Here is a 25,386-nt window from a genome sequence, read left to right on the forward strand (position 1 = left end):
ATCAGTGGCAGACTCATCATATATGAGCCTGCCCACTTATTCCCAATCATTTAATCAGCTACTACCTATTGAAAAAAGATCCCAGCTAAAGAGGACAAACGATTAAATTATCGAACAATGCCATTCCTGAATGACCATTGGCCAAACCAACAGTACCTTTAGAGAAGGTAGCATCTGTCAATGTCCCCATCAAATTTCCATCCATATATACCTGAATAGAAGAATCTTTCAACTCTACCCTTATTTTATAAGCTGTCTCTTTCAGCATACTATAACATGGATAACTAGCCAACGGAGAAGTATTTTCAGTGCCGTTTACCACTTTATAAATATCAATTGTACTCCGGTAATTACGAAGCAAATTAACTTTTGCAATATAATAGTTCTTTCCACTATCGTCAGCACAGAACACCAATCCCGGAATGGCAACCTCCGACTTACAAGTTACTTCTGCCTCAAGAAAATAATTTTTCCAGTCACTTCCTCCTTTTGCAAAAACAACCCTATTATTCTCGACGGATAACTTGCCACTGGTTACTGAACTACCTGCCGCATTATCTTTCCATTTTGATAAATCAGAGCCAAATCGTTCCTCAAACATAAGATTAGTGCGTGAAGGACCACCACTATATATTAACTTTCCGTCAGCATCATAAACCCTGTTGGACTCATCAAAAGCCAATGGATAAGAATAAAAAGTAGTAGCTTTATTCCCCATGTGAATTTCAGAATTCTTCACGATACCGCTATTAGCGGGATATCCTATATTAAAAATACGATTATCATCGACTCTATTGTTACCTTCAAAATAGCAGTCGTCTACCACATTACCCGCATTAGCTCCCGGCCAAGTTCCACCAAAACACAATAACCCTGCGGCATCATTATTAAGGAATCTGCATTTACAAACCGTCACGTTCTGGTTGTCCGACTCAAAGTCAAACCCTTGTCCGTCGGGACTGCTACCCTTTATCGTATTAGAGAATGTACAATTTTCAATCAAGGAATCACTAACACGGGACACTTGGAACCCAGCTACTCCCCAATACATGCCGACTCCCTGATATCCGGTTTCGTCAACCAACAAATCACGGGCATCCAGTTTACTCACACAACTGATACAAATTCCTCCAGTACGATAAGAACGGGTAACATCACAATTGGCTATTTTCACATCATAAAAACTGTTCGATGTCGTTTTATCTTTTCCATGATAGTTCCACTTTCCTGAAAAATCATGATCGCGGGAAATAAACTGAATACCAACATCACAACGGTCTATCTTCGTATTACGGATGGTGATATCTTCACAAATCCGGCTATTACCGTAAGCGTCAGAACCATTAATACAAATACCCGAAGCCATTACCAAATCCACAGGCATTTTCTGATCCCATCCACCACCCCATCCGGTAGTAGTTCCTGTTACCTGATGCACATAACAATCCTCAATCAGAATATACTTGTGGTTATACGTATTCTCATACCAGAATACAATCCCACCATAACAATTCATTATTTCCAATCCACGAATTTCATACCCGCTTCCATTCACAATCCGGATACCATATATCGTATTGTTATTATATCCCGGACTGATAATAGGCTTGGCCCCTGTTCCATACGCTCCAATCACAATCGGCTTTTCTTTCGTTCCGCTTCCTTTGGGCATCAACATTTGCCTTTGCCATACGTCGCTTGCACGCAACAGCAACCTGCTTCCCGGTTTCAGTTCCAATTGAGAAGCTTTAGTCAATGTCTTGAAGGGCGTATCTTCACTTAATCCGTCATTTTCGTCATTTCCCCGGCTAGAACTTATATAATAAGTTTTTCCATCAGCTGCTGATATTATATATGGAGCCGAATAACCAACTGATGTTCCTTTATCTCCCTCCACGGTAGCTTTTACTTTATATTCACCTTCGGATAAAGTTGAAGATAATTTTAAAACAAAAGCAGCCTTATTATCTGTCAGCTTTCCTGTTTGTTTTACCGAAGTTTCCAACGAGTGTCCATCTTCAGCTGCAACCAATTCTATCGTAACACCTGCATTATCCTTCACCTGTTCAGTTTCAACATCAACGCTAACTTCCACCTGTTCGCCCACCACAGAAAAATAAGAGCCCAATCTCACAGATGATACAGATTGTACACGTTTGTAAACTTCGATTTCAGCTAATTGCAAGATATAAATATCTTTATATCCCGTCCATTCATTATTCGCAGAATAAAGATTTGTAGCGACCAGACGAACAAATTTTGCATTCACATCAGCAAAGGTATACTTACGAGGCAATGCATCTGTTACTTCTGTATTATTTTCTACAGTAGCTACTATATTCCATTGTTTACCATCAACAGATGTCTGCAAGGTAAAGTCTACAGGAAAACCAGCATGAATGCCATCGTAGCGGGGATACACCCAAATAGAGTTTATCTCCGATTCCTTGGTTAACTCAATCTGAACCCATTCTGTATGATTCTCCGTAAAACCGACGCTACTATAATACCCTTGATTCTCGGCAGCCTCAATTTTTCCGTCAATAAGATAGAAAGGGGCTCGCCCTGAATCAAAACTGGAAGCGATAGCCACACCGCCCAATGCTAAATTCTTCACATCGGGCACTTCTTCAACGGGTGGCTCCGGCGTTGGTTCCGGTGCAGGTTCAACCATATCGTTATCCGAACAAGACAGAACTTGCAGCGAAATCAACACTAGAAACATAAAATTCAAGATTCTATTTATCATATTTTTCTAATTAACAACATTGGTATTGTAAACACAGAGCTCTGCAAATTGCATCAGGTACACATCTTGCCAACCTGTCCACATATTATTATCTGAAAATAACTTAGTAGCTATTATCTTGACATATCCACCATGCACAGTTTCAAACTTAAAAATTTCCGGCGTTGGAGTTTCGGGAGTATATGCAGGAACTGGATAATCTGTTTTTGACACAACCTCTTTCCACTCCTCTCCATCTACCGATACCATTATCCTAAAATCAATAGGAAAACCATCTACCCCTTCTCCACCATATTTAGGATACAACCATACTTCATTAAAATCATCTTCACGCGTCAGCTTCACATTCACCCATTGAGATTCACTAGATGATGAAGAGCGTGTACCGAAGTAAGTCGTGTTGCTATCCGCGAAATTTCCATCAACCAAGAACTGAACCCCATGCCCATCTTCTTCACTAATAGCCTGAACAAATCCTCCTAATGCAAGATTAGGTTCATTCGGGTCTGGCTCCGGCTCTGGTTCCGGGTCAGGATCAACACCTGTTTCATCATTTAAATAGACCTCTATTTCCTTCAACTGTATATAATATACATCTTTATCACCCGTCCACATATTATTAGCTATAGCGAGTTTAGTGGCAGTCAATCTCACATACAAAGCAACCACAGGATCAAAATCAAACTTCTGCGGATCAGCAGTCGCTGCTTCATAACCCGTTTTCTCCACAACAGAAGTCCATGTTTTAGCATCGGTAGAAACCTCCAGCTTAAATTCTTTAGGAAAGCCCTCATTTGCAGCTCTCGGATAAAGCCAGATAGAGTTAATCTTTTGTTTCTGTATCAGTTTTATCTGTACCCATTCTTCATGGTCCACACCAGTCTGATAAGTTCCGAAATATTCTTCATTTCCCTGAATTAAACCATTAATCAACAATGCAGCGCCATGATCGCCATCCTGCTCACTCCCCGACAAAGCAATTCCTCCTTTTGCCAAATTCTCATTTACTTTCTCCACCACATCACCGTCATCGCCATCTCCATTATTGTCCACATCCTGATAAATCTCACCGGGAAAATATCTGTCTTCCGAACAACTTGAAATATAACAAGCACAGAATAACAGAAATACTATATATGCTATCTTTTTCATATTATATTCATTTAAAATTAAAACAATTACCAGCCCTCATTCTGATCAAGTTTCGGATTCAGATCCCTTTCCGCTTCCGGTATAGGCCACAAATAAAATTTCTCCGGGAAAGAACGAGTAAATAATTTTTCACCTGTAAACTGATACACATCATGATTCAATCCAAAAACAGGATCATTGGTATGTGCAGTTCTCCAACGTCTTACATCAAAGAACAAGTGTCCCTCTCCGGGAAACTCATGAAAACGTTCCATTCTGATGGCTTTACGCATAGCCATTTTATCCAATCCGGACAGTTCGTTCAATCCCGCTCTTTTCCTAACCCGATTCACCGCATCATAAATATCATCATCGGGTGCTGCCAATTCTTCATTCTTAGCTTCGGCATACATTAGTAATACATCAGCAAAACGAATCAGCGGTATATCTGTCGGTCCCTGATAAGCCCAATATCCCTCATCACCAACACAAACAAATTTACGCCATGAATAAGTAGCAAAATCATTGAAAGTCACTCCTAATGCTTGCGGGTCATCATTGACATGTGCTTCATAAGGCCAATACACTTTAAAATATTTACTATCCTTTCCATAATAGGTAGCAGAAGGTAAAATCATATTTACGCTAATACGTTTATCCAGTCCTTTAGGAGAATTGATAACATCATCATACCACTGTATCAAATCATTACCAAAAGTCACTTCATCCTGATAATCGCTTCTTTTAGGCCGTGTGCTCAAATCAATAGGACTTCCATCAGCATACGTACTGGTTTCAAAAGGAATATGTGATCCTAAACAGTAAGATTCTCCGTTTATAAAAGAGGAACGGTTTCCATACCAACTATCATAAGCTGTACCATAACCAATCTGTGCTATAAATGATAATGCATAAATATATTCAGTATTTCTTTCGTATTTCCAATCGAAAAGTTTCGCATAATCTTCAACCAAATCATACTTATAAGGTTCTTCCATCAGCTTGTGCAATTCCACAGCCGCATCTCCCCAACGCTGATCGTAAAGATAGGTACGCCCCAACATTGCGACTGCTGCACCTTTCGTAATTCTACCGTTTTCAGAATCACCATATTCCAATGGCAAACGTTCAATTGCATCTTTGAAATCCTCTATCACAAAATCCCTCACCTGATCTGCCGTATTACGGGGTAAATATGTATCAGTGGGTTGAGTTGGTTTATCTAAAATAATAACACCACCATAAAGCTGCCAAAGCATGAAATAAGAAAATCCCCTAAGAAAACGAGCTTCTCCAATCATTCTTTCCCGAAGTTCTGGAGTGATATTGGGATTATCCGTCAGATTTGCAATAGCGTCATTAGCAGCATTAATCACCTTATAATACTCCACATAAGCTGACAAGAAAATGCCATCACGAGTAGTAGCTGTGGCCATCTCAATGTTAGAATTACGGAAATAATCGTATCCATCAGGACCAAAACAAGTAAAATGATAGCAATATCCCTGCATCGCCCATCCATTCTTAGTCAGTTTATAAACGCCATTCAATTGCATGTTCGCATTAGCATCCGAAGTCCACACTGTACTACCCGACAAATCATTATAAGGCGAACGATCTAAGAAGTCCGTACAGCCAGTCAACAAAAGAGCAAAAGCCGATATAATATAAAATATTGATTTCATAACTAATTAAAATTTAATGTTAACACCTAAAGATACAGTTTTCAATATAGGATAACCCACATCTCCATTCATTTCTGGATCCATTCCCGGATAAGAAGTGATTGTGAAATAATTCTCCAAATTACAATAAGCTCTGATACGCACTTTAGGAATCAAATTCTTGGGCAGAGTATAACCCAGCTGAAGTGTCTTCAATCTTAAGAAACTTGCGTCATACAAATAATAATCGGACACCTGATTATTCTTCTCATTACTTGCATAAAGTTTAGGTATATTAGTATTCCGATTCGTTTCCGACCATTGATTTTGAAACTTCTTCAAGAATAGACGTTCCGTGTCCGCATTTGTCAGACTGAAAATTCCAGTACTAAGATATCGATCCCATCCTGACACTCCTGAAAACAAGGCACTTAGATCAAAATTCTTATAAGAAAAAGCAATTGAACCGCCAAATGTGAATAAAGGAAGCGGCTGTCCTTTGAGAACTCGGTCTTTATCATCTATTCTCTTATCGTTATTCAAATTTTTATACAAGAAGTCACCAGGTTCAGGACGAGACGGCGAAAAAGTCCATCCCTCACTCACCAACTTGTCAATTTCGGCTTTGTCCTGTACAATATGATCTATTTCTCTCATATAAAATTTCCCAATAGGTTGTCCTTCGGTCCATACAGTAGCTCCATTGATTTCAAGATAATCGCCCTTATAATCTATTATTTCATTACGATTGTATGCTCCATTTACAGAAACTGCAAATCCTAAATCACCAAAATTCTTATTATAAGAAGCAGAAAACTCAAAACCTCTGTTACGAACTTTTGCACTATTTATCATCGGAGCTCCCAAACCACCATTTACATACGGAATAGGATTTCGATACAAAATACCATGCGTCAGCTTGTTATAATAATCAAATGTTAAAGAAAGGCTTCCAAATAAGTTCACATCTAATCCCAAGTCAACGACATCCGTCTTTTCCCAAGAAATATCCCGATTCGCAATTGCTGTAGTCCATACTCCTTGCTGAATAGCATCACCAAAAGAAGTATTTGCAGGACTATATACATTCTGCCAGTCATAATTACCAATGCCATTATTACCCAAACGTCCCCACGAAGCTCTGATTTTTAAATTATCAACAATTGGTTTAAGGTCTTTCCAAAAATCTTCTTCTGATATTCTCCATGCGGCAGAGAAAGAAGGGAAAGTTCCCCAACGATTTCCCGGTGCAAAACGAGATGAACCGTCCATGCGTACATTAGCTTCAAACAGATATTTACCGGCATAATCATAATTTATACGCCCGAAATAAGACCTCATGGCATAGTCGTCCTTTCCACCATCCGAACTCTGCAAATCAGAAGCAGCGGTCAATACCGGAGTAGAAAGACTTATCAAGCCTGCCTTGCGAGCATTAAACCACCAGCTTTTACAATATTCCTGATTATATCCAACCAGTATACCTACATTATGTTTCTTAGCAATCGTTGTATTATAAGTTGCAAATAAATCAATCACATATCTATCACTATTACTATCCATATTGGTTATAATCCCCTGTCTTCCTGTAGTTATTTGTTGATCCAAACGGAAATCCCAACGCGGAGAATCTGTGTCGACTATATTTTCTTTGTAGTTATAAAGATCTCTAAAATAGCTTGCATTGATAACCAAACCCTTCATAGGAGTCAACGCCGCAAATACTTTACCAGTAAAACGGCGCTTATTTTTTTCACCTTGTAGAGCTTCCAATATCCATAACGGATTATTTTTATCTCCCGTTCCTGTCTGCCCTGTACCATACCTTCCGTCCGGATGACGAGGAACCATACCCGGTGTTGTAGAATAGAACCATTCCAGAGCTCCATTTATATTACCAGCATCATTCACACCTAGCATGCCTGATACGTTTACACCTACCTTCAACCAATCATTTACGATAAAATCTGTATTGGTTCTCAAATTTACAACTTTATAAGAAGTATTATTCATCAAACCATCATTGTTCTGGAAATTGACAGAGGTATATGAAGAAACCTTGTTATTTCCACCTCTCAAAGATATTTGATGGGTTTGCACCATATTGGTATTCAACAGTACATCCCACCAATCCGTATTCGGATATTTTATTGGATCAACCTTTGACTGTTCTCTCCATAAATTTATAAAATCATCTCTGTACAATTCTCCTCTCTGCGAGTTCCTTGCCACCTGATTACATAAATCCATATAATCAGCAGTATTGCTTACCAATTCAGGAAGTTTTGTCGCCCCATTCCAGCCTACACTCCCACTATATTCAAGTTCTATCTTCCCGTTTGTATTCTCACCTGTTTTAGTTGTTATAAGAATAACACCGTTAGAAGCTCTAGAACCATAAATAGCAGCAGATGCGGCATCTTTCAAAACAGTTACAGAAGCAATATCATTGGCACTAATTTGTCCGATTTCGCCAGGTTGTCCATCAATTAAAATCAACGGGTCCTGACCGGCATTTAGGGAGCCGACCCCTCTTAGACGTAAAGTAGCTCCATCCGCTCCGGGAATACCTGAACCTTGTCTCACATTCAAACCGGGCATCGTACCAGATAAGGCACTAGAAACATTAGTGATAGTTCGGGAACTTGTCAAATCATTATCAAAGTTTACATCGGCTACGGAACCTGTCAGGTTTACTTTTTTCTGTATACCATAACCAACTACCACCACTTCATCCAACATCGCCATATTTTCGATCAAAGTGATTGTCAGAGGTTTATTTCCGTCAGTCTTGATTTCCTGCTTTTTATAACCGATATAAGAAACGTCCAACCACACCTCTTTTCCGGCTTCGACATACAATACAAAGTTCCCATCAACATCGCTGACTGTTCCCACACTGACACCTCTAACAGCAATCGTTGCGCCAATAATGGGTTCTCCATTAGCATCTACCACCTTTCCGGTTATTTTCTTCTGATTTTCCGTTTTAAGCAATTGCTTGTTAGATAAAATAATGCTTTTATCCAGTACTGAGTAGGCTACATCCGTATTTTTGAAAAGTTCGTCTAGTATTTTAAAGACATTCTGCTTATTAGCCGTTATAGACACACGTCTGTGGACATCCACTTGTTTACTGTTATAGAAAAATACAAATTCAGTTTGTGCCTCTATTTTATTCAAGACACTTTCAACAGTTTGATTCTCCACATTCAATTCCAAAATTGTGTTTTGAGCATAGGTATTCGCTGCGCTGATACATCCCACGGAGATGCACAACATAATAATTAATAATCTCATAGGCAGTGGAATTTTATTTAAGGTTACGCATAGTAACTTTCCTATCCAAAAAAATTGGATACTACAATGTTTTTGCATAAATTTGCTGGACTTTTAAATTTAAAAATAAAGTTAACTGCACTTGTCTGCAAACAAGTTGGTTTAATGAATTTTTATATGGGGAAAAATACTGCAATATTTTTTCCCATATTTTTGTTTTAAGGCGGATGTGTTTTCATATCATAGTCTTTTTTAGTTAATAAATTTCGATAACGCTCTTTCCTTTTACGACTTCTTCTCCTTTCCTGGTGGTTTCAATATACTTATATTTTATTCCTGAAGCTATTTTAAAATGTTCCAGAATCCTATCCAAACGCTGATCTATAAAAGTACCGGTAAAGCAATACTCTTTCAACAATGAGTTTGTAAGCTGAAAATCAACTTCAAATCGCTTGCTTAAAATCCTTAAAGCATCTTCAATCGGAGTGTCGCGGAAAATAATCTTTCCGCTTTTCCATGCTATATCCGATTCGATGGAAGTATCCGTACATACCAACTTTTCACTCCCGAAGTCATATACCACTTTCTGCCCAGGAATCATCACATGCACCGTCTCCTGGCCTTGTTGGCGGCAATGGAAGTTCACTTTGCCCGTTACCAGACTGGCCGCTACGAAATCGTCTTTCGGATAAGCATCCACATTAAATTCCGTACCTAAAACTTCCAGTTGCACATTATCTCCCACGTTAACCAGAAATCGCCTTCCGGCATCCTTCCTTACTGAAAAATAAGCTTCGCCCTCCAGTTCGACTTGTCGGTCACTCTCGGTAAAACGAACCGGATATTTCAAATAGGAAGCAGAGTTCAGCCACACTTGAGAGCCATCCGGTAAAGTAATCTGCGAAGTCATTCCGGGATTTGCACGGATCTCAACATACTGGTCTACATCGGCATCCTGACTGAAAAAGAAATAAAGAGAAGAGATTAGCAATGGGATGGACAAAATAGCTGCAACTCTCATTGTCCATTCCCACCAACCTCTTTTCATCCGTTTAGACAATCTCTTATCAACCTTTACTAATGCCTTTTTTGCATCTACCTGACTCAAAGTTTGTACAACATCGGTTGCACGATATAGATATAATATCTGTTTGGCAGTTTTCCTGTTTTCTTCAGAGAGAGAAATCCAGGTTTCTACCTGTTCTTTTTCTTCGTTCTCCAATACTCCGGAAAAATACCGGAGTAACATAGCCTCATCCATTGCTATATTTAATTCTCTATTCATTTTTCCCTGTTTTACTAATATGACTGGAAACTCGCGATAGTTCCTAAACGAAAATGCAACTTTTTTTAGAAAAAGCTGCATTATTTATTTTAAACCACTGGAAATCAATACAATTTATTTAGAAAGGAAATAAGGGAAAATAGCTGCAATCAGTGGCAAATAATCTTTGAGTTCTGTTCGAAGAATCTTCAAAGCCTGCTGAATACGATAATCTACAATTTTGGTAGATACATTCAGTTCCTGCGCTATTTCCTTATAGGTTTTATCTTGATAACGACTCATTTCAAAAGCAACACGATACGTTTCCGGTAACTGTGCGACTGTTTTTTCTATTTTCGTCATCAATTCTTCGGCAATATAAAAATCAGGATCTTCAAAAGTCCCCTGCATTTCTGTTGCCAATACATGTTCGCAGAAACGTTTTTTGGTCTGGTTCTTATCAATCAATGCCAGACATTTGTTTTTGACAGACTTGAATAAATAACTTCTTAGAGAAACTTCTATCACCTGAAACGATCTGTTTTCCCATAACCAGACCATTATGTCCTGAACGATCTCTTCCGCATCTTCCATGGACACATAATATTTGCCAAAAGCACATAGCACAGGGTAATATTTCAAAAACAACGTATTAAAGACTTCCCTATCCCCTTTTTTCATTTGAGAATAAAGTTCAAAATCTTCTGTCATGACCAATTTATCCATCTAGTTTTTTACGATTTTAAGGAATTAACCATGCTATTACATGACGGCAAATATAGGCAATAAAATACTAAATAGGGTACCTTTACCACATTTTTCAATTCAGATATCAATTTATGAAGGGCAGCCAAACGAACGTAGCGTGCTTCCCAGTAATCTTATTTCAAATCTTCAAAATAAGTATCGAGCAAACTTCTTGCAGCTATAAATGAAGTCAGGTTGCCTTTCAATACCTGCTGTTCTTTTTCTAAAAGCATCGCTTCAATCTTTGGATTATGATAGAAACTATCACGAAGTTGTTCATTGATGCTTTCATACATCCAATATTTGCTTTGTTCGTTACGGCGATATTCAAAATAACCGTTACCCTTGACAAAGTCAATATATTCATAAATCATATCCCATACCTCCTTGACCCCGAGGTTATAAAAACCGGAGTAAGTCAACACTTTGGGAATCCATCCGGATTCAGGTGCAGGAAACAGATGCAATGCATTACGGAATTGAGTGGCAGCCAACTTGGCACGTTCCAGATTATCTCCATCGGCCTTATTGATAACAATACCATCCGCCATCTCCATAATACCACGCTTAATCCCCTGCAGTTCATCACCCGTACCGGATAGCTGAATCAACAGGAAGAAATCAACCATCGAGTGAACAGCCGTTTCGCTCTGTCCTACTCCTACTGTTTCCACAAAAATCTTATCGAATCCGGCAGCTTCACAAAGAATAATTGTTTCACGTGTTTTGCGTGCCACTCCTCCCAAAGAACCAGCTGACGGGCTAGGGCGGATGAATGATTTAGGATGTACGGAAAGCTGCTCCATACGGGTTTTATCCCCCAATATACTGCCTTTACTACGCTCACTGCTAGGGTCGATGGCCAATACCGCCAGTTTGCCCCCCTTTTCGAGCACGTGCAGACCGAATACATCTATGGATGTGCTCTTTCCTGCACCGGGAACGCCGCTGATACCAACCCGGATCGAATTACCGGAAAATGGCAGACACTTCTCAATGATTTCCTGTGAGACAGCCTGATGTTCAGGCTTTACACTTTCCACCAATGTCACAGCCTGACTCAATATAGTGACATCACCTTTTACGATACCTTCTACAAACTCTGCTACTGAAAGTTGGCGTTTCTTAGGTTTCCGCTTTAAGTAGGGATTCACAGATGAGGGTTGTTCAATACCTTTATTGACAACAAGCCCCTTATATTCTTCACTATTTTCAGGATGTTCCATAATCACAGGATTAGCGTTTGATATTGATTTCGACTTTCGGGCGTAACGGATCATTCGTTATCATCAGGATACGTAAATGATGCTTCTTATTACCTACGTCACGCTTACGAATAGTTACTTTGAGCTTCGTCATTCCATCCGGAGGAAGGACCGTCTTCTTCAGGCTCACCCCTACCGACGAATTGAATACCTGCAACTTACTGATGACTAACGGAGTCTTTCCGGAATTAGCAATCAATATATCATGGCTTACCTTGCTCTTCTTTATCAACGGTATACTAAGATCTATATTCGTTTCTGAAATATGTATGGCAGGGGCATTCAAAGAATCTTTTTCCGTCATACGTGAGAAGTCGGGAAGAAGAATAGCCGAAACCGGTATTTCATTATCTTCGCTCACCTTATCACCCGAAAAACGGGAAAGGTAGACAGAAGTCTGCGTCAATCCATAATCTTTTAGCTGGCTCGCATCCAGAGTCAGTTTGATAGTTCCCTTCTTGCCTTTCAACAAGACCTTGGGCTCCGCTTCCATTTTCAGATAGGGAGGCAGATGCATCAACACCGGTTCGTAAGGACGATCGGAAAGATTGGCGATATTGAAAGTCAATGAAGGCTGCTGTCCGCGATAAACATCGGGGAAAGCAAACTCGTCACGATCTAAACGAATATTTCCGATTGTATAAGGAAGTATCTTTGTATAATCTTTAATTTCCTCCACTACCTCACCGGTAAACTTCAGATACACCAGACTCGGACTGGCATTGCTATATATTCCTACCGACTTTTCAAAATGTCCTAATGCCTTTGCGTCAAAAGAAGCTTTCACTACTCCTTTTCCTCCCGGGGCAATCGGTTCTTTGGTCCAGTCGGCCACGGCACAGGCACAAGAGGTAGTGACATTGGTCAGTACCAATGGCTGGTTTCCTGTGTTGGTGATGGTATATTCCACTGTCACCGGACGTTTCCACTCAATTTGTCCGAAGTTATGTGTCTCTTTATTTGAAGAGATACGAGGTTGGGCAACGGCTGCCAAAGCGACAGTAAGCAAAGATAATATAGATAGCAAACTACGTTTCATGCGATATTTTTTATTTTGGTGCACAAATGTAGGGGTTTTAGATGAGTTTTTCATCACAGATTACACAGATTAACACAGATTGACGAAAGAGGATTATTCTCTCCATCAAGAGGTATCAAATAGATTCAGGCACGAATTACACCTATTTTACGGTTTCAGTTTATCTGATGCACCGTGAAATCGGCATAATCCGTGCCTGAATATTTCTCTTACAAATGTCTTGCGTTACTCTTTAACGTCTACCGTCATCGAAGCTGAATGTGAAGCATACTCCGGTGCATAAGCGCATTGCATAGTTGCCAAGCCAGTTTCGTAAGTTCCTGCACGGCTGACACGGTAACTATATTCCAATACATATACTCCTTTTCCTAAATGATCGAAGAAGAAATTGGTCGACGCATCTTTGATGTCTACGTAATAGCCAAGTCCGCTATTCCAACGATAACCGGAAATGCTGCCGATCGGTTCGAAGCAAGCTCCCCGCTGATCTTTCAACTGTACAAAGTCCATCGGACGGTCTGCACGGATACTCAAACGGGAAACAACTTTGTCACCTACCTGAAGAACAGTCTTCGCTGTTATAGGCTGCAATTGAGGGACGTTATTTACCATACGTTCCACATACAATTGTTTCTCTACATTCAACTCACCACCCTGCTGTTTCACACCACTGATGGGGGATTCAAATTCTGCATACACAGCTCCCCAGGCGATACCCGAATTTCTCTTTTCCACTTCAATCTTACGGGCATCCACCACATTCTTCTGTGTGAAAGTACGCTTGATATATCCCAGTCCGGGAACAGTCGTTTTACTTGGAGCAACCGTTTCCAGCACTTCATTAGCAATCACAATCCGTACATCTCCCTGATTGTCAAGCAAGTTAACACCTTTCATCAGCAACGCAAATACTGCGTCGGCAGTAGCTACCGGAGAATTCCATTGTTGCGTTTGCTTTTGCTTCAACAACCAAAGTTTCATTTCTTCCACGGTATCGTTGTTACCACCTATCGCCTCCAATGCTTCCATCACATCTACGTGAGCCTGCATCTGCATTCCGCCCCATGTATACGGATTCTCGTTGAAAGCAAAAAACATTCCCTGTTCATCCGTCTTGGTCAAGAATTCTTTCAGAGAAGCGACAAATTCCAGTGCTTCTTTCTTGCGTCCGGCTTTATCAAGTACAATAGCGGCAATCGCTTTCGTATCCATCGAAGAAGAAGAAAGTAACTCTCCTACCTTAGAAAGGTAATAGGTATAAGCAGCTTTATTGGTCGCGGGCACCTGCTCTCCGGAAATAGCGATGAGATACAAATATTGCAGAATACTGCCCGAAACACCGGTAAACTTCGCTCCTTCTTTCTGTGCTTTCAAGATTTCCTTATATTCGTCTAAAGCCGATTGGTGAAGGTAAGTGAAAGCATTCTGCTGCAAGGAGAGAGCAGTACCTGTTAATTTCTCACCTGTCAACATTGCCAGACGGGCATTCAGTTCGGTGATATAGGTAGTAACAAATCGGCTGCCGTTCATTCCTTTATACCAAGACCATGCACCGTTTGAGTTCTGCAACTCCTGCAACCGGGTCAAGGCCGCAATATTATTGCTACGGATATTATTCAAGTCAAACAAAGTGGCGATACGTTCTTTCTGTTGCTCTTCCGTCTGTGCTTCGAGCACCCAAGGAGATTCGGACAGAATAATATTCTTCACTTCCTGATTCTTTTGCAGATTGCTCAAGAAGGTTTCCTTCGTACCTCCTTGCAATTTCCAACTTTCAAATACCGCTTTAATCTTCGGCTGACTGTTCATAATGAACGAAGCCAAGGTATTTGCATAGTATGCAGTGGCCCAAGAGATCGCATTATTACTTGTAGGAAGACTCAAGGAAGGCAATGCCTGAATAGCATACCAAGCCGGATTTCCTGTAAACTCGACAGTCAGTTTACGGTCAGTTGCCGTTTTACTTTGTTGGTTGAACAGGCGGTCGAGCGAGAAAGTACGGGTTTCTTCTCCACGTACAGGCATTGGAAGTGTCTCTACCAAATGCTCTTTATTACTAAGCACCGGAAGCAACTGTTGTTCTCCATCGCTGAAAGTACCACTGTCGGCTATCATCCGGCATCCCAATATTTCGTATTTATCACCGACGGTAAACTGAAAGTTCACGCCAACCGTCTTTCCGGCAGCAAGACTGAATTTCTGTTTTTGTGTACTGATCACTTTCTCCGTCATCGGATCAAAAAGAATCAGACTTACCGTTCCGGCTTGTGGCTTACCAGTCATATTAGAGATAGAAGCTGCAAGAGAAGTCTTATCTCCCACACGTACAAAACGGGGAAGATTAGGAGTCAGCATAAATTCTTTGTTCGTGGTAGCTTCACCGTCCAGTGTTCCCATCAGCATCCCCTTCGTATGAGAATATCCACGGAAATTCCAACGTGTCAGACTTTCGGGCATTGTGAAGGAGAACGAGATTTCTCCCTGTTCATTGGTACGAAGTTGCGGGTAGAAGAAGGCCGTTTCTGCAAGATTCGTACGCAAGTCAGCAGAAGCTTCGGGGAGCATTTCGTCGTCAGACAATTCATCCGCTTTTCTTTCCGTCAATACTAATTCCGATTGAAACTCTACATTATTCACGGCATCAGCAGCCATAGCCGATTTCATCTTCGGCGCACTGCCCAAAGTTGCAACACTGCCTGTCAGTGTCGCCTTTCTTGTCGATCCATATCCTCTCACCATCACTCCAGCCAGTTTTCCTTCTAAAGCAATTCCGACACCATACCCCGGCTGCATCACAAAATGATCATATTCCAATCCCGGCACTTTGAGACTCTTCGTATTCCACCAGTAATTAAATGAATTATTGCCGGAATATCCGCTCATCCAATTAGAATATGGGACAATCTGACTATAGAAGATTTGGAAATTCGGCTGACGGTTCCATATCTTATCCAGTGAAGCATCATACATCGTTGCCAGCATTTCCGCATTGGCGGCTTGTCCCTGTGGCGTTTTAATCGTCAGTTTCCATTCTTCCTTCTGTCCGGGACGCAACTTATCGCGGAACACTTCCCACTTCATTGCCAATGTCTTATCCGGCACGCGTCTGGTCAGTCGTGCGTGTTCCTGATAAACCTGCCCATCTCTCACCATACAGAAATTCACAAACACCCCGTCACCATAACTCTCCTGATATGGATATTCGAAGCGAACAATCGTATCAGATAGGTTCAACGTCTTACTTTCCAGTAATTTATCACCAGAGAATACATTCATCATCACATAAGCATCCTTTTTCGACGTACCAAAACAGAATACAGCCGGATGGGCAGCATCAAATTCCATATTTTCTCCATAGAACCATACCATCGTTTCTACAGGCGGACGCTTATCCTCAATAGAGAAAAGAATTGTGTTAGTATCAACAGTCACTTCCTTGCCCTGATTATCTTTCACCGATGCTTTCAATACATAAGGTCCCGACGGAAGATTCTTCCAGTCGAGCGTCATATTTTCGTTAGAAGTAAAAGTTCCCGTTGCAACCGGTTTCTCTTCCAGTTGTTTGAAATCCTTGTCTTTGGCAGGATATAAGTAATAACTTCCTTTCACCTCCACAGGTTGTCCATTCAGGTTCCGCACGTTAAACATCGTGTCGAATGGCTTATCCTTACAAGTCTTATCATGCAATTCCACCTGCAAAACCAACGAACGGTTGCCAGCCGAAATCACATCCGTAGAAGATTGTGTTTCGCCCGCCACATTGGTAACAGTAGCTTCAACGGAATAGCGGTAATACACTTTATCATCATTCTTATAAGAGTCACTTTCCTGCAAGCGAACCGGTATCATAAATTCTCCGTTCTCATTGGCCGTCACTTCACCGGAAGCAATCTGTACCGATTCCGCAAACCGCCAAAGGCTGTATGTAGAACGTGTCACCTTATATTTCACCGGAAGATCCTGAAGCAATACACCGCTATAAGATTCTATCTTACCTTTCACCTGCACTTCATCTCCCAACTTGTAACTTCCCTGTTGCTTTTCAAAAGTGATGTCAAATGTCGGACGCTTATAATCTTCCACACGTATACTTGTACGGCCTCTTCCTGCCTTCAAAGAGAACATTCCGTTCAGGCAAGCCGAAGGCAACGCAAAATCAGTGGCAAACGAGCCAAACTCATTGGTGCGTACCGACTTCTGCCCTACTTCCTGATTATTCGCATCCAATAAAGTCACCGTATATTCCTTGTTCGGGAGCACATTCGCCGTGTCTGATTTTTGAGAATATGCAATTCCCTTTACATACACCGTCTGTCCGGGACGATACAAAGAACGGTCAGTCAATAAAGTCATATTTTCAGCCACCTTATCTTCGTCACCGTAGTATCCGTAACTTCCTGCATAGACACCTTGCTTCGGCATCGCCGTATCCGTACCCTTGGAAGCTTTCAGATAGCGGTATTCAGATTTCCAGGGAAAGACAACCTTACCATCTTTATCTGTCGTAAACTCCTGCAATACTTTTTCATCGTTACTATACATCGTAACTTTCGCATTCGAAATAGGATGTCCTGTCTGTCCGTCCAGCGTCACCACTTGATATTGTTTTTCCGGCAAACGACAAGTCAACACTTTGAAACGTGTTACATCAAACTTGCTTTCACTGTCTCTCTTCGCACGAATATCCGGTATGATACGCATTACGTAAGCTCCAAGTTCGGGAACTTTGAATGTATACACCGTGTCCCGTGTCCGGTAATCTTCCGGGCGAATTACAGAGTAATGTTGTTCTTTTATCAGTTTCTTCGCCTGATAAATCCGGACGGTGAAACCATCCAGATTTTTATGTGAGGCTCTTAGTTCTATCTCTTCATTCGGGAAAGCCTGATCTGCCGCATAAACATTCAAATAAGGAGCCAATATCTCTTCCCGAAGATTTTTCAAAGCATTGATTCTGTCATACCCCGGATAAAGACGAATCGCCTCATCGCAAAGCTGCAATGCATCAACCTGCTGTTGCCTTTCAATAGCATAACGAGCTTGCACCAAGTACACTTCAGCACATATCGGTTCCGAAGCATATTCACTTTTCAATGTATTCAATGCTTTCAGGTAATTGTCATCCGTCAATACCGAAGACTCTCCCTTTGCTTGGAGAGGTCGGATATATCGTTCCGCTCCCCGTCGCCATTCCAAATAGTTAAGTGCAGTCAATACATAACCCTCTTTCAATCCGGCTGCTTTATAAGCAGAAAGCATATTTCCATAAATAGCTATTATATCCTGTTTCACGGGATTTACAGCGTTCGTTTCAGCATGCCCACTACTTAGTCTTTCCACTTGTAATAGAGCGTCAATGCCACGGGAAGCTAATAAATGATAGAGATCATGGTGATAATATTCACTCGTTTTCCCCAGTTCTACGAAAGGGATATAGTCACGTGAAGAAGTTTTAAGCAGTAACACAGAGTCAGCCAAGGCTTCTTTTACATTTGTCCGCACTTTCTCTACAAACATATTGGCAGTCCACTCGCGTATATCCATGGAAGGCGTTTGGCCTACGATTTCTGTCCGTTGGCGAAGTTGCCATTGATTGTCGGCAGCATAATTTGCATAAATTTCGGCTATCAGAGAGTGCAAAATAGCACGATCCTTTGGTTGGTCGGTCTGTTTCACCCACTGCTCCAGCCCGTTCAGACAGGCATAAAGACTATCTGGATTCAACATTTCCCGGTATTTCATCCGCCACGTATATGCTTTGAGCATCTGCGGAGAGTTTTTCTCTTTTTCCCCTTTCTGATAAATCTCATCAGTCAGTTTTATCACTGTCTTCGGCAAGCTCTTTTTCTCCGCTTGCTCCACTTCTTTCCATAATTTGTCGAAAGTCTGTGCCTGCGCCGCCGGAATCACTCCCAACCATAGTAGCACCATCATACAAATCTGCTTTACTTTCATAATCTTTCTAGTTTAAGTTCGCTATAAGTCTCACTCTATAAATAACAAAGTAAAGAAATAAAGTTTAAAGATTTGTACTTTTTAGCTTAAAAAAAACTTTTATCAAGCTATCAGCTCTGTACCGTATCCTATAGACAGTAGCCCATTAACAAATACGCTCTAAAATAAGATAAAAAGCGATCACTCGATTTGTTATTTAGTTGGACAGTTCATTTTGTCTGGGTTTTGAATTAAATTCTACATAATGAAAAAAACATCTATCATACTATCATTCATTTTAATAGTCTTCTCATTATCAATATAATAATCATGATAGATAACTTTATAAAAGTATATCTATCATACTTTTACCAGCAAAAACAAGTTATCTATCATTGACATAAATAACCAAACAAAGGTCCTATAAATATAAGATGACTTGTTTTTGTTACAATGAATCCGCATAAATCCGATTATCATGGCTCAATAATCCAATTTTAACAGCGATAAATTTATAGCCCACATACGTGTGCTGTATAGCCCGCATGTGTAGGCTACATGGTTTACAGGTGTGGGCTGTACAGCCTGCACATGTGCACTATAAAAAGACTACCGCTCCCAATAGATTATTAAGCTATCAAATACAGGTTATTATCCCATAAAACATCCATCTTCATGCCCTTAAATGGATATTTCCATCTAATACTACACTAAAATAGACACAGTATAAGTATGATAGATCTTTTTTTTCACTATGTAGTATTTAAGTCCAATCCATACACTTTATACCCAGCCCCACACCATATAGTTCTATATATATAAAAAAGTGGGGATATCGTCTTTAATAACGTATCCCCACTCTAAACCTAGTTAATGTACTTGTACTCATTTCTCAATTCTGTACCCCCATGAAAGCATTTCATTACGACCGATTTCACTAAGGATTTTTCTAACTAAAGAACCCATTTTCTTTGCCATAATCTTTAAACTTTTAAATTACTAATTCCTGAAAACTAAAAATAAAACTTACTTGTTTGGTTTAGCATTAATTGTTGAATATCCCCAAACATGCACATCGGCTTCGCCGATCTTTCTAAACAATCTTTTTAAACTTTTCATTTTGTTATCCTCCTAATTACATGTTTTATAACACAAAAATACTGCCTTTGTTTATACATTACACCTAAAAAAAGAAGATTTTTGTGTTTTATAGCATATTTATTGACTTGCATCAATTAATTTATTTGTTATAAGACAAAAAATAACAATATATGCTGCAACAAATATGACAAAAAGGCACGGATGAAATGTCATCCGTGCCTTTAATATAAATACCTATTTATATATAAATAGGAGAATATTTACGTAAAGAGAATACGCTTATTTCAGTGGAGTTTGTTCCAAAGTAGCCACCAGGAAGTCATAGAACTTCTGCACAGTAGGAATCAATGCTCTTTCGTCCGGTGAGTGCGGCGAACGCAAAGTCGGGCCAAAAGAAATCATATCCAATCCCGGAATAATAGCACCGATAATACCACATTCCAAACCTGCATGAATTACTTTCACCGCAGGTTCAACCCCAAACTGCTGTTTATAAGATGCCTTCATCGCATGCAAAATCGGAGAATTAACATCAGGCTGCCAACCGGAATATCCACCAGTCATTTCCACCTTCATACCTGCCATAGAGAAACAAGACTCCAAGCTGGTAGTCAGATATTCCTTCATGCTATCGCTCGAGCTGCGAGCCAGAATCTTAATGGCAGCTTTTCCTCCACCAATCGTAATAATAGCAAGATTGGAAGAAGTCTCTACCGTATCCGGAACAGTAGGAATCATACGGGTCACGCCGTTCTGACAAGCAAAGATTGCATCAATCAGATTGTCCTGAATCTCTTCAGGCACTTCACCTACAGGAAGTTCCACACGTTCAGCCGTAAAGCTGATCGGTGTTTCAATTGCCGAATATTCTTCATTGAACAACTCCTCGCAGTATTTTACCAAGCCCATCAGTTCTTCTTCATTTTCAGCTGGAATCGTAATTACCGCATGTGCCTCACGTGGAATGGCATTACGCATATTACCACCTTCCCAGCTAGCCAGACGGGCTTCATAACTGGCAACAGCTTCACGGATAAAACGAACCAGCAACTTATTAGCATTGGCACGTCCTTCATTGATTTCCAACCCCGAATGTCCGCCACGCAATCCTTTCAATGTAACTTTCACTGCCACATCTCCTTCTTCAGGAGCTACTTCTTTATATTCCAAAGTTGCAGTTACATCCATACCGCCGGCACAACCGATATACAACTCACCTTCATCTTCAGAATCCAAATTCAAAAGAATCTCTCCGTTCACTGTACCCGGTTTCAAGCCGAATGCACCGTACATACCGGTTTCTTCATCTTTCGTGATAAGAGCTTCCAAAGGACCGTGTTTCAACTCTTTCGATTCCAACACTGCCATAATAGCTGCTACACCCAGTCCGTTATCTGCGCCCAAAGTAGTGCCTTTTGCTTTTACCCAGTCACCGTCTATATAAGTTTCAATCGGATCTTTTTCAAAATCGTGTACAGTATCGTTGTTCTTCTGCGGAACCATATCCATATGCGCCTGAAGAATCACACCTTTCCGGTTTTCCATACCCGGAGTGGCGGGTTTACGGATAATCACATTACCAGCTTCGTCTACAAAAGACTCCAACCCCAGCTCTTTTCCGAAACCTAAAAGAAATGCTGTAATCTTTTCCATGTGTCCTGACGGACGGGGAATCTGTGTCAACGAATAAAAATGCTTCCACACATTTTGTGGAGCTAAAGAAAGAATAGTACTCATAATAAATATTTTAAAACTATTTTAAATCTGATAATTAAACAGTGCCAAGTTATGGAAAAGTTTTCAGATGACAAAGGAGGTTAGCAAAAACATTTAAGAATACACTCTTTTAGCTGAAAAATTATGCTCGATGTCTATTGGCAAACGGTAGAGCAGCCAAGCCATATACACCCAATAAAACAACTAAAAAGGTTTGAATACCGTGTACAATCAGGGCAAATATTCCGGCGTCCGTCACATTTACTCCATAAAGCATCATCATAGAAATTATAGCAAAATGCCAGGGTCCCGCCCCGTTAGGAGTAGGCACAATCACGGCAAACGTACCGCCAACAAACATGACCAATGCTGCAAGGATACCCAAATGTGCCGTAAAGGCAAAACAGTAGAATGTAAAATAGAAATGGAAAAAGTAACAAGCCCAAATGGCCAATGTATAAAAAATAAAGAGAGGAATGTTGCGTACGCCTTTTAAAGACATAATTCCTTCCCATATATTCAATACAAATCCTTTCACCCGTTCATAGAAGAACAACGTTTTTCTTAAATAATAAAGAAGTATCACCACGCCAATAAAACAAAACAGAATGATATAAAACCATACTGAAGTCAGAAGGTGGACTAACGAAGGGATTTTCGTCCCGGTCTGCTGAAGAAAAGTGACGAATATCGGTAATTGGAGCAATACAGTGATGCCTGTGATGAGAAGGATAGTCAACGAATCAACCAACCGCTCCGTAACGACTGTTCCCAACGACTTGGCAAACGAGACATTATCATACTTCGCCAACACTCCGCAACGACTCACCTCCCCGATTCGGGGAACCACTAGACTGGCAGCATAAGAAATGAAGATAGCATTCACGCAATCGCTCTTTTTCGGGAAAGCGTCCAACGGCTCCAATGTCTGCCTCCACCGCCAACCACGAAAGACTTGCGCAAATACTCCAAACAATAATGAGAAGAGCATCCACCACCAATTTGTACCGTGTAATAACACATCGCCCGCTTTTGTAAAATCAAAGTCGCGATATACCCAGAATAAGATAAAGCCGCCTAAAACAACCGGTAATATCAGTTTCAGCGTCTTTTTTAATAGTTCCTTCATCCTTAATTCTTCGTTAGCTTCGCTGACACATCATTTATTTTTTAATAGATAGTGGTACGTTCTTCATTTAAAAGAATTACCTTTGTCGGCTGCAAAAGTAATTATTTAGTTGGTAAATGAAATTAGTAAAGCCTAAAAAGTTTCTCGGACAACACTTTCTGAAAGATCTGAAAGTTGCGCAAGATATTGCCGATACTGTCGACACCTTCCCCGAACTGCCTATTTTGGAGGTGGGGCCGGGTATGGGAGTATTGACCCAGTTTCTGGTAAAGAAAGACCGGTTGGTAAAGGTCGTAGAAGTTGACTATGAGTCGGTTGCTTATCTTCGTGAAGCTTATCCTTCATTGGAAGACCACATCATCGAGGATGACTTTTTGAAAATGAATCTTCACCGGTTGTTCGACGGGAAACCTTTCGTGCTGACTGGTAATTACCCGTATAATATTTCCAGCCAAATCTTTTTCAAGATGCTGGACAACAAAGATATCGTCCCCTGTTGCACGGGAATGATTCAAAAAGAGGTAGCCGAACGTATTGCAGCCGGACCGGGCAGCAAGACTTATGGTATCCTCAGCGTATTGATACAGGCATGGTATAAAGTGGAATATTTATTCACTGTCAGCGAACACGTGTTCAATCCGCCTCCCAAAGTGAAAAGCGCTGTTATCCGCATGACACGCAACGAGACAAAAGAGTTGGGATGTGACGAAAAATTGTTCAAACAAGTAGTGAAAACGACTTTCAACCAACGACGCAAAACATTGCGCAACTCTATCAAACCTATTTTAGGTAAAGATTGTCCACTCACAGAGGACATATTATTTAATAAACGCCCGGAACAACTATCGGTAGCAGAATTTATCGATCTGACCAATAAAGTGGAAGAAGCACTAAAGACGGCCGACAACGCCCAATAGTTGGCGGGCAACAGTGAGCAGAGAACTGGATTTTGTAATTCGTAATTTGTAATTGACAACGATGAACGAGGAATACATTGACAACGTTAAACACCTTATTGAGCAAAAAGACGCCGACAAGGTAAAAGGTCTTCTCATCGACCTCCATCCGGCCGACATCGCCGAATTGTGCAATGACCTGAATTCGAAAGAGGCTAAGTTCGTCTATCGCCTGCTCGATAACGAAATTGCTGCCGACGTGCTTGTCGAAATGGACGAAGATGCTCGTAAAGAGCTGCTCGAAATGCTTCCTTCGGAAACAATCGCCAAACGCTTCGTTGACTACATGGATACAGATGATGCCGTAGACCTGATGCGTGAACTCGATGAAGACAAGCAAGAAGAGGTTCTTTCGCACATCGAGGATATCGAACAGGCAGGAGACATCGTCGACTTGTTGAAATATGACGAAAATACCGCCGGTGGTTTGATGGGTACGGAAATGGTACTCGTCAACGAAAACTGGAGTATGCCCGAATGTCTGAAAGAGATGCGGCAACAGGCGGAAGAACTGGACGAAATCTATTACGTATATGTCATCGATGACGACGAACGTCTGCGAGGTATCTTCCCGCTCAAGAAGATGATTACTTCCCCTTCTGTATCCAAAGTGAAACACGTGATGCAGAAAGATCCGATTTCGGTGCACGTAGATACTCCCATCGATGAGGTGGTACAGGCGATTGAAAAGTATGACTTGGTGGCTATCCCCGTTATCGACAGTATCGGCCGACTTGTAGGGCAAATCACCGTCGACGACGTCATGGATGAAGTTCGTGAACAGTCGGAACGTGACTATCAGTTGGCATCCGGTCTTTCGCAGGACGTAGAAACGGACGACAATGTATTGAAACAAACCACTGCCCGCCTTCCCTGGTTATTAATCGGAATGATCGGCGGAATCGGCAACTCTATGATATTGGGAAATTTCGACGCTACCTTTGCCGCTCATCCCGAAATGGCACTATACATTCCGCTGATCGGTGGTACAGGAGGAAATGTCGGAACACAATCCTCGGCAATCATCGTACAGGGTTTGGCAAACAGTTCGCTGGATGCGAAGAACACGTTCAAGCAGATAACCAAGGAATCAGTAGTAGCTTTAATTAATGCCACTATTATCTCCTTATTAGTATACACCTACAACTTTATCCGGTTTGGCGCAACGGCTACGGTCACTTATTCCGTATCCATCAGCCTGTTTGCCGTGGTAATGTTCGCTTCTATTTTCGGAACATTGGTACCGATGACGCTGGAAAAGTTCAAAATCGATCCAGCCATTGCAACAGGTCCGTTTATAGCCATTACAAATGACATCATTGGAATGATGTTGTACATGGGAATAACCGTTTTATTGTCATAAAAACACGATAAATAAAAAAAAATAAGCAAAATAGTATGAAGTAATCGTT

Annotated in this window: 13 protein-coding genes; 2 read left to right on the top strand and 11 right to left on the bottom strand. The window is 40.8% G+C overall.

Translation table 11 applies throughout. The annotated features are described in order from the left end of the window. Nucleotides 1-85: 85 nt before the first annotated feature. The 11 genes from I2I04_RS04855 to I2I04_RS04905 form a co-directional block, all read right to left on the bottom strand. On the bottom strand, nt 86-2,749 hold the full coding sequence (locus I2I04_RS04855) for a discoidin domain-containing protein (protein ID WP_195654491.1): 2,664 nt from the start codon (nt 2,747-2,749) through the stop codon (nt 86-88). Nucleotides 2,750-2,755: 6 nt separating this feature from the next. Continuing rightward, nucleotides 2,756-3,901 (bottom strand): discoidin domain-containing protein, encoded by a 1,146-nt coding sequence (locus I2I04_RS04860; RefSeq protein WP_008020656.1) that lies wholly within the window; start codon nt 3,899-3,901, stop codon nt 2,756-2,758. A 26-nt stretch (nt 3,902-3,927) separates the two neighbouring features. Then, nucleotides 3,928-5,565: a RagB/SusD family nutrient uptake outer membrane protein gene (locus I2I04_RS04865; protein WP_195654492.1), complete on the bottom strand. Its 1,638-nt coding sequence runs from the start codon at nt 5,563-5,565 to the stop codon at nt 3,928-3,930. A gap of 6 nt (nt 5,566-5,571) precedes the next feature. Then, on the bottom strand, nt 5,572-8,844 hold the full coding sequence (locus I2I04_RS04870; protein WP_195654493.1) for a TonB-dependent receptor: 3,273 nt from the start codon (nt 8,842-8,844) through the stop codon (nt 5,572-5,574). A gap of 235 nt (nt 8,845-9,079) precedes the next feature. Beyond that, nucleotides 9,080-10,108 (bottom strand): FecR family protein, encoded by a 1,029-nt coding sequence (locus tag I2I04_RS04875; RefSeq protein WP_195654494.1) that lies wholly within the window; start codon nt 10,106-10,108, stop codon nt 9,080-9,082. Nucleotides 10,109-10,222: 114 nt separating this feature from the next. After that, complete coding sequence (locus tag I2I04_RS04880) at nt 10,223-10,813, bottom strand: RNA polymerase sigma-70 factor (protein WP_195654495.1); 591 nt, start codon at nt 10,811-10,813, stop codon at nt 10,223-10,225. 155 nt (nt 10,814-10,968) lie between these two features. Further along, nucleotides 10,969-12,060, bottom strand: coding sequence for a methylmalonyl Co-A mutase-associated GTPase MeaB (gene meaB, locus I2I04_RS04885; RefSeq protein WP_074556835.1), 1,092 nt, complete (start codon nt 12,058-12,060; stop codon nt 10,969-10,971). A gap of 10 nt (nt 12,061-12,070) precedes the next feature. After that, nucleotides 12,071-13,138 (bottom strand): DUF1573 domain-containing protein, encoded by a 1,068-nt coding sequence (locus tag I2I04_RS04890; RefSeq protein ID WP_074556836.1) that lies wholly within the window; start codon nt 13,136-13,138, stop codon nt 12,071-12,073. A gap of 225 nt (nt 13,139-13,363) precedes the next feature. Then, on the bottom strand, nt 13,364-19,093 hold the full coding sequence (locus I2I04_RS04895) for an alpha-2-macroglobulin family protein (protein ID WP_195654496.1): 5,730 nt from the start codon (nt 19,091-19,093) through the stop codon (nt 13,364-13,366). Between the two features lie 1,359 nt (nt 19,094-20,452). Continuing rightward, the gene (locus I2I04_RS04900; protein WP_143259133.1) at nt 20,453-21,910 is read right to left on the bottom strand and encodes an aminoacyl-histidine dipeptidase; all 1,458 of its coding nucleotides are present in this window, start codon (nt 21,908-21,910) and stop codon (nt 20,453-20,455) included. 121 nt (nt 21,911-22,031) lie between these two features. Continuing rightward, a complete protein-coding gene (locus I2I04_RS04905) occupies nt 22,032-23,018 on the bottom strand; it encodes a lysylphosphatidylglycerol synthase transmembrane domain-containing protein (RefSeq protein WP_195654497.1) in 987 nt (328 codons plus the stop codon). Between the two features lie 116 nt (nt 23,019-23,134). Here I2I04_RS04905 and rsmA point away from each other — a divergent pair, with 116 nt between their 5' ends. After that, nucleotides 23,135-23,935: a 16S rRNA (adenine(1518)-N(6)/adenine(1519)-N(6))-dimethyltransferase RsmA gene (rsmA, locus tag I2I04_RS04910; RefSeq protein ID WP_143259131.1), complete on the top strand. Its 801-nt coding sequence runs from the start codon at nt 23,135-23,137 to the stop codon at nt 23,933-23,935. A gap of 61 nt (nt 23,936-23,996) precedes the next feature. Beyond that, entirely contained in the window at nt 23,997-25,337 is a 1,341-nt protein-coding gene (gene mgtE, locus I2I04_RS04915; protein ID WP_143259130.1) for a magnesium transporter, read from the top strand. The last annotated feature ends 49 nt before the right edge of the window (nt 25,338-25,386 follow it).

The sequence above is a fragment of the Bacteroides sp. 1001136B_160425_E2 genome (assembly GCF_015559655.1).
GTDB lineage: Bacteria > Bacteroidota > Bacteroidia > Bacteroidales > Bacteroidaceae > Bacteroides > Bacteroides luhongzhouii.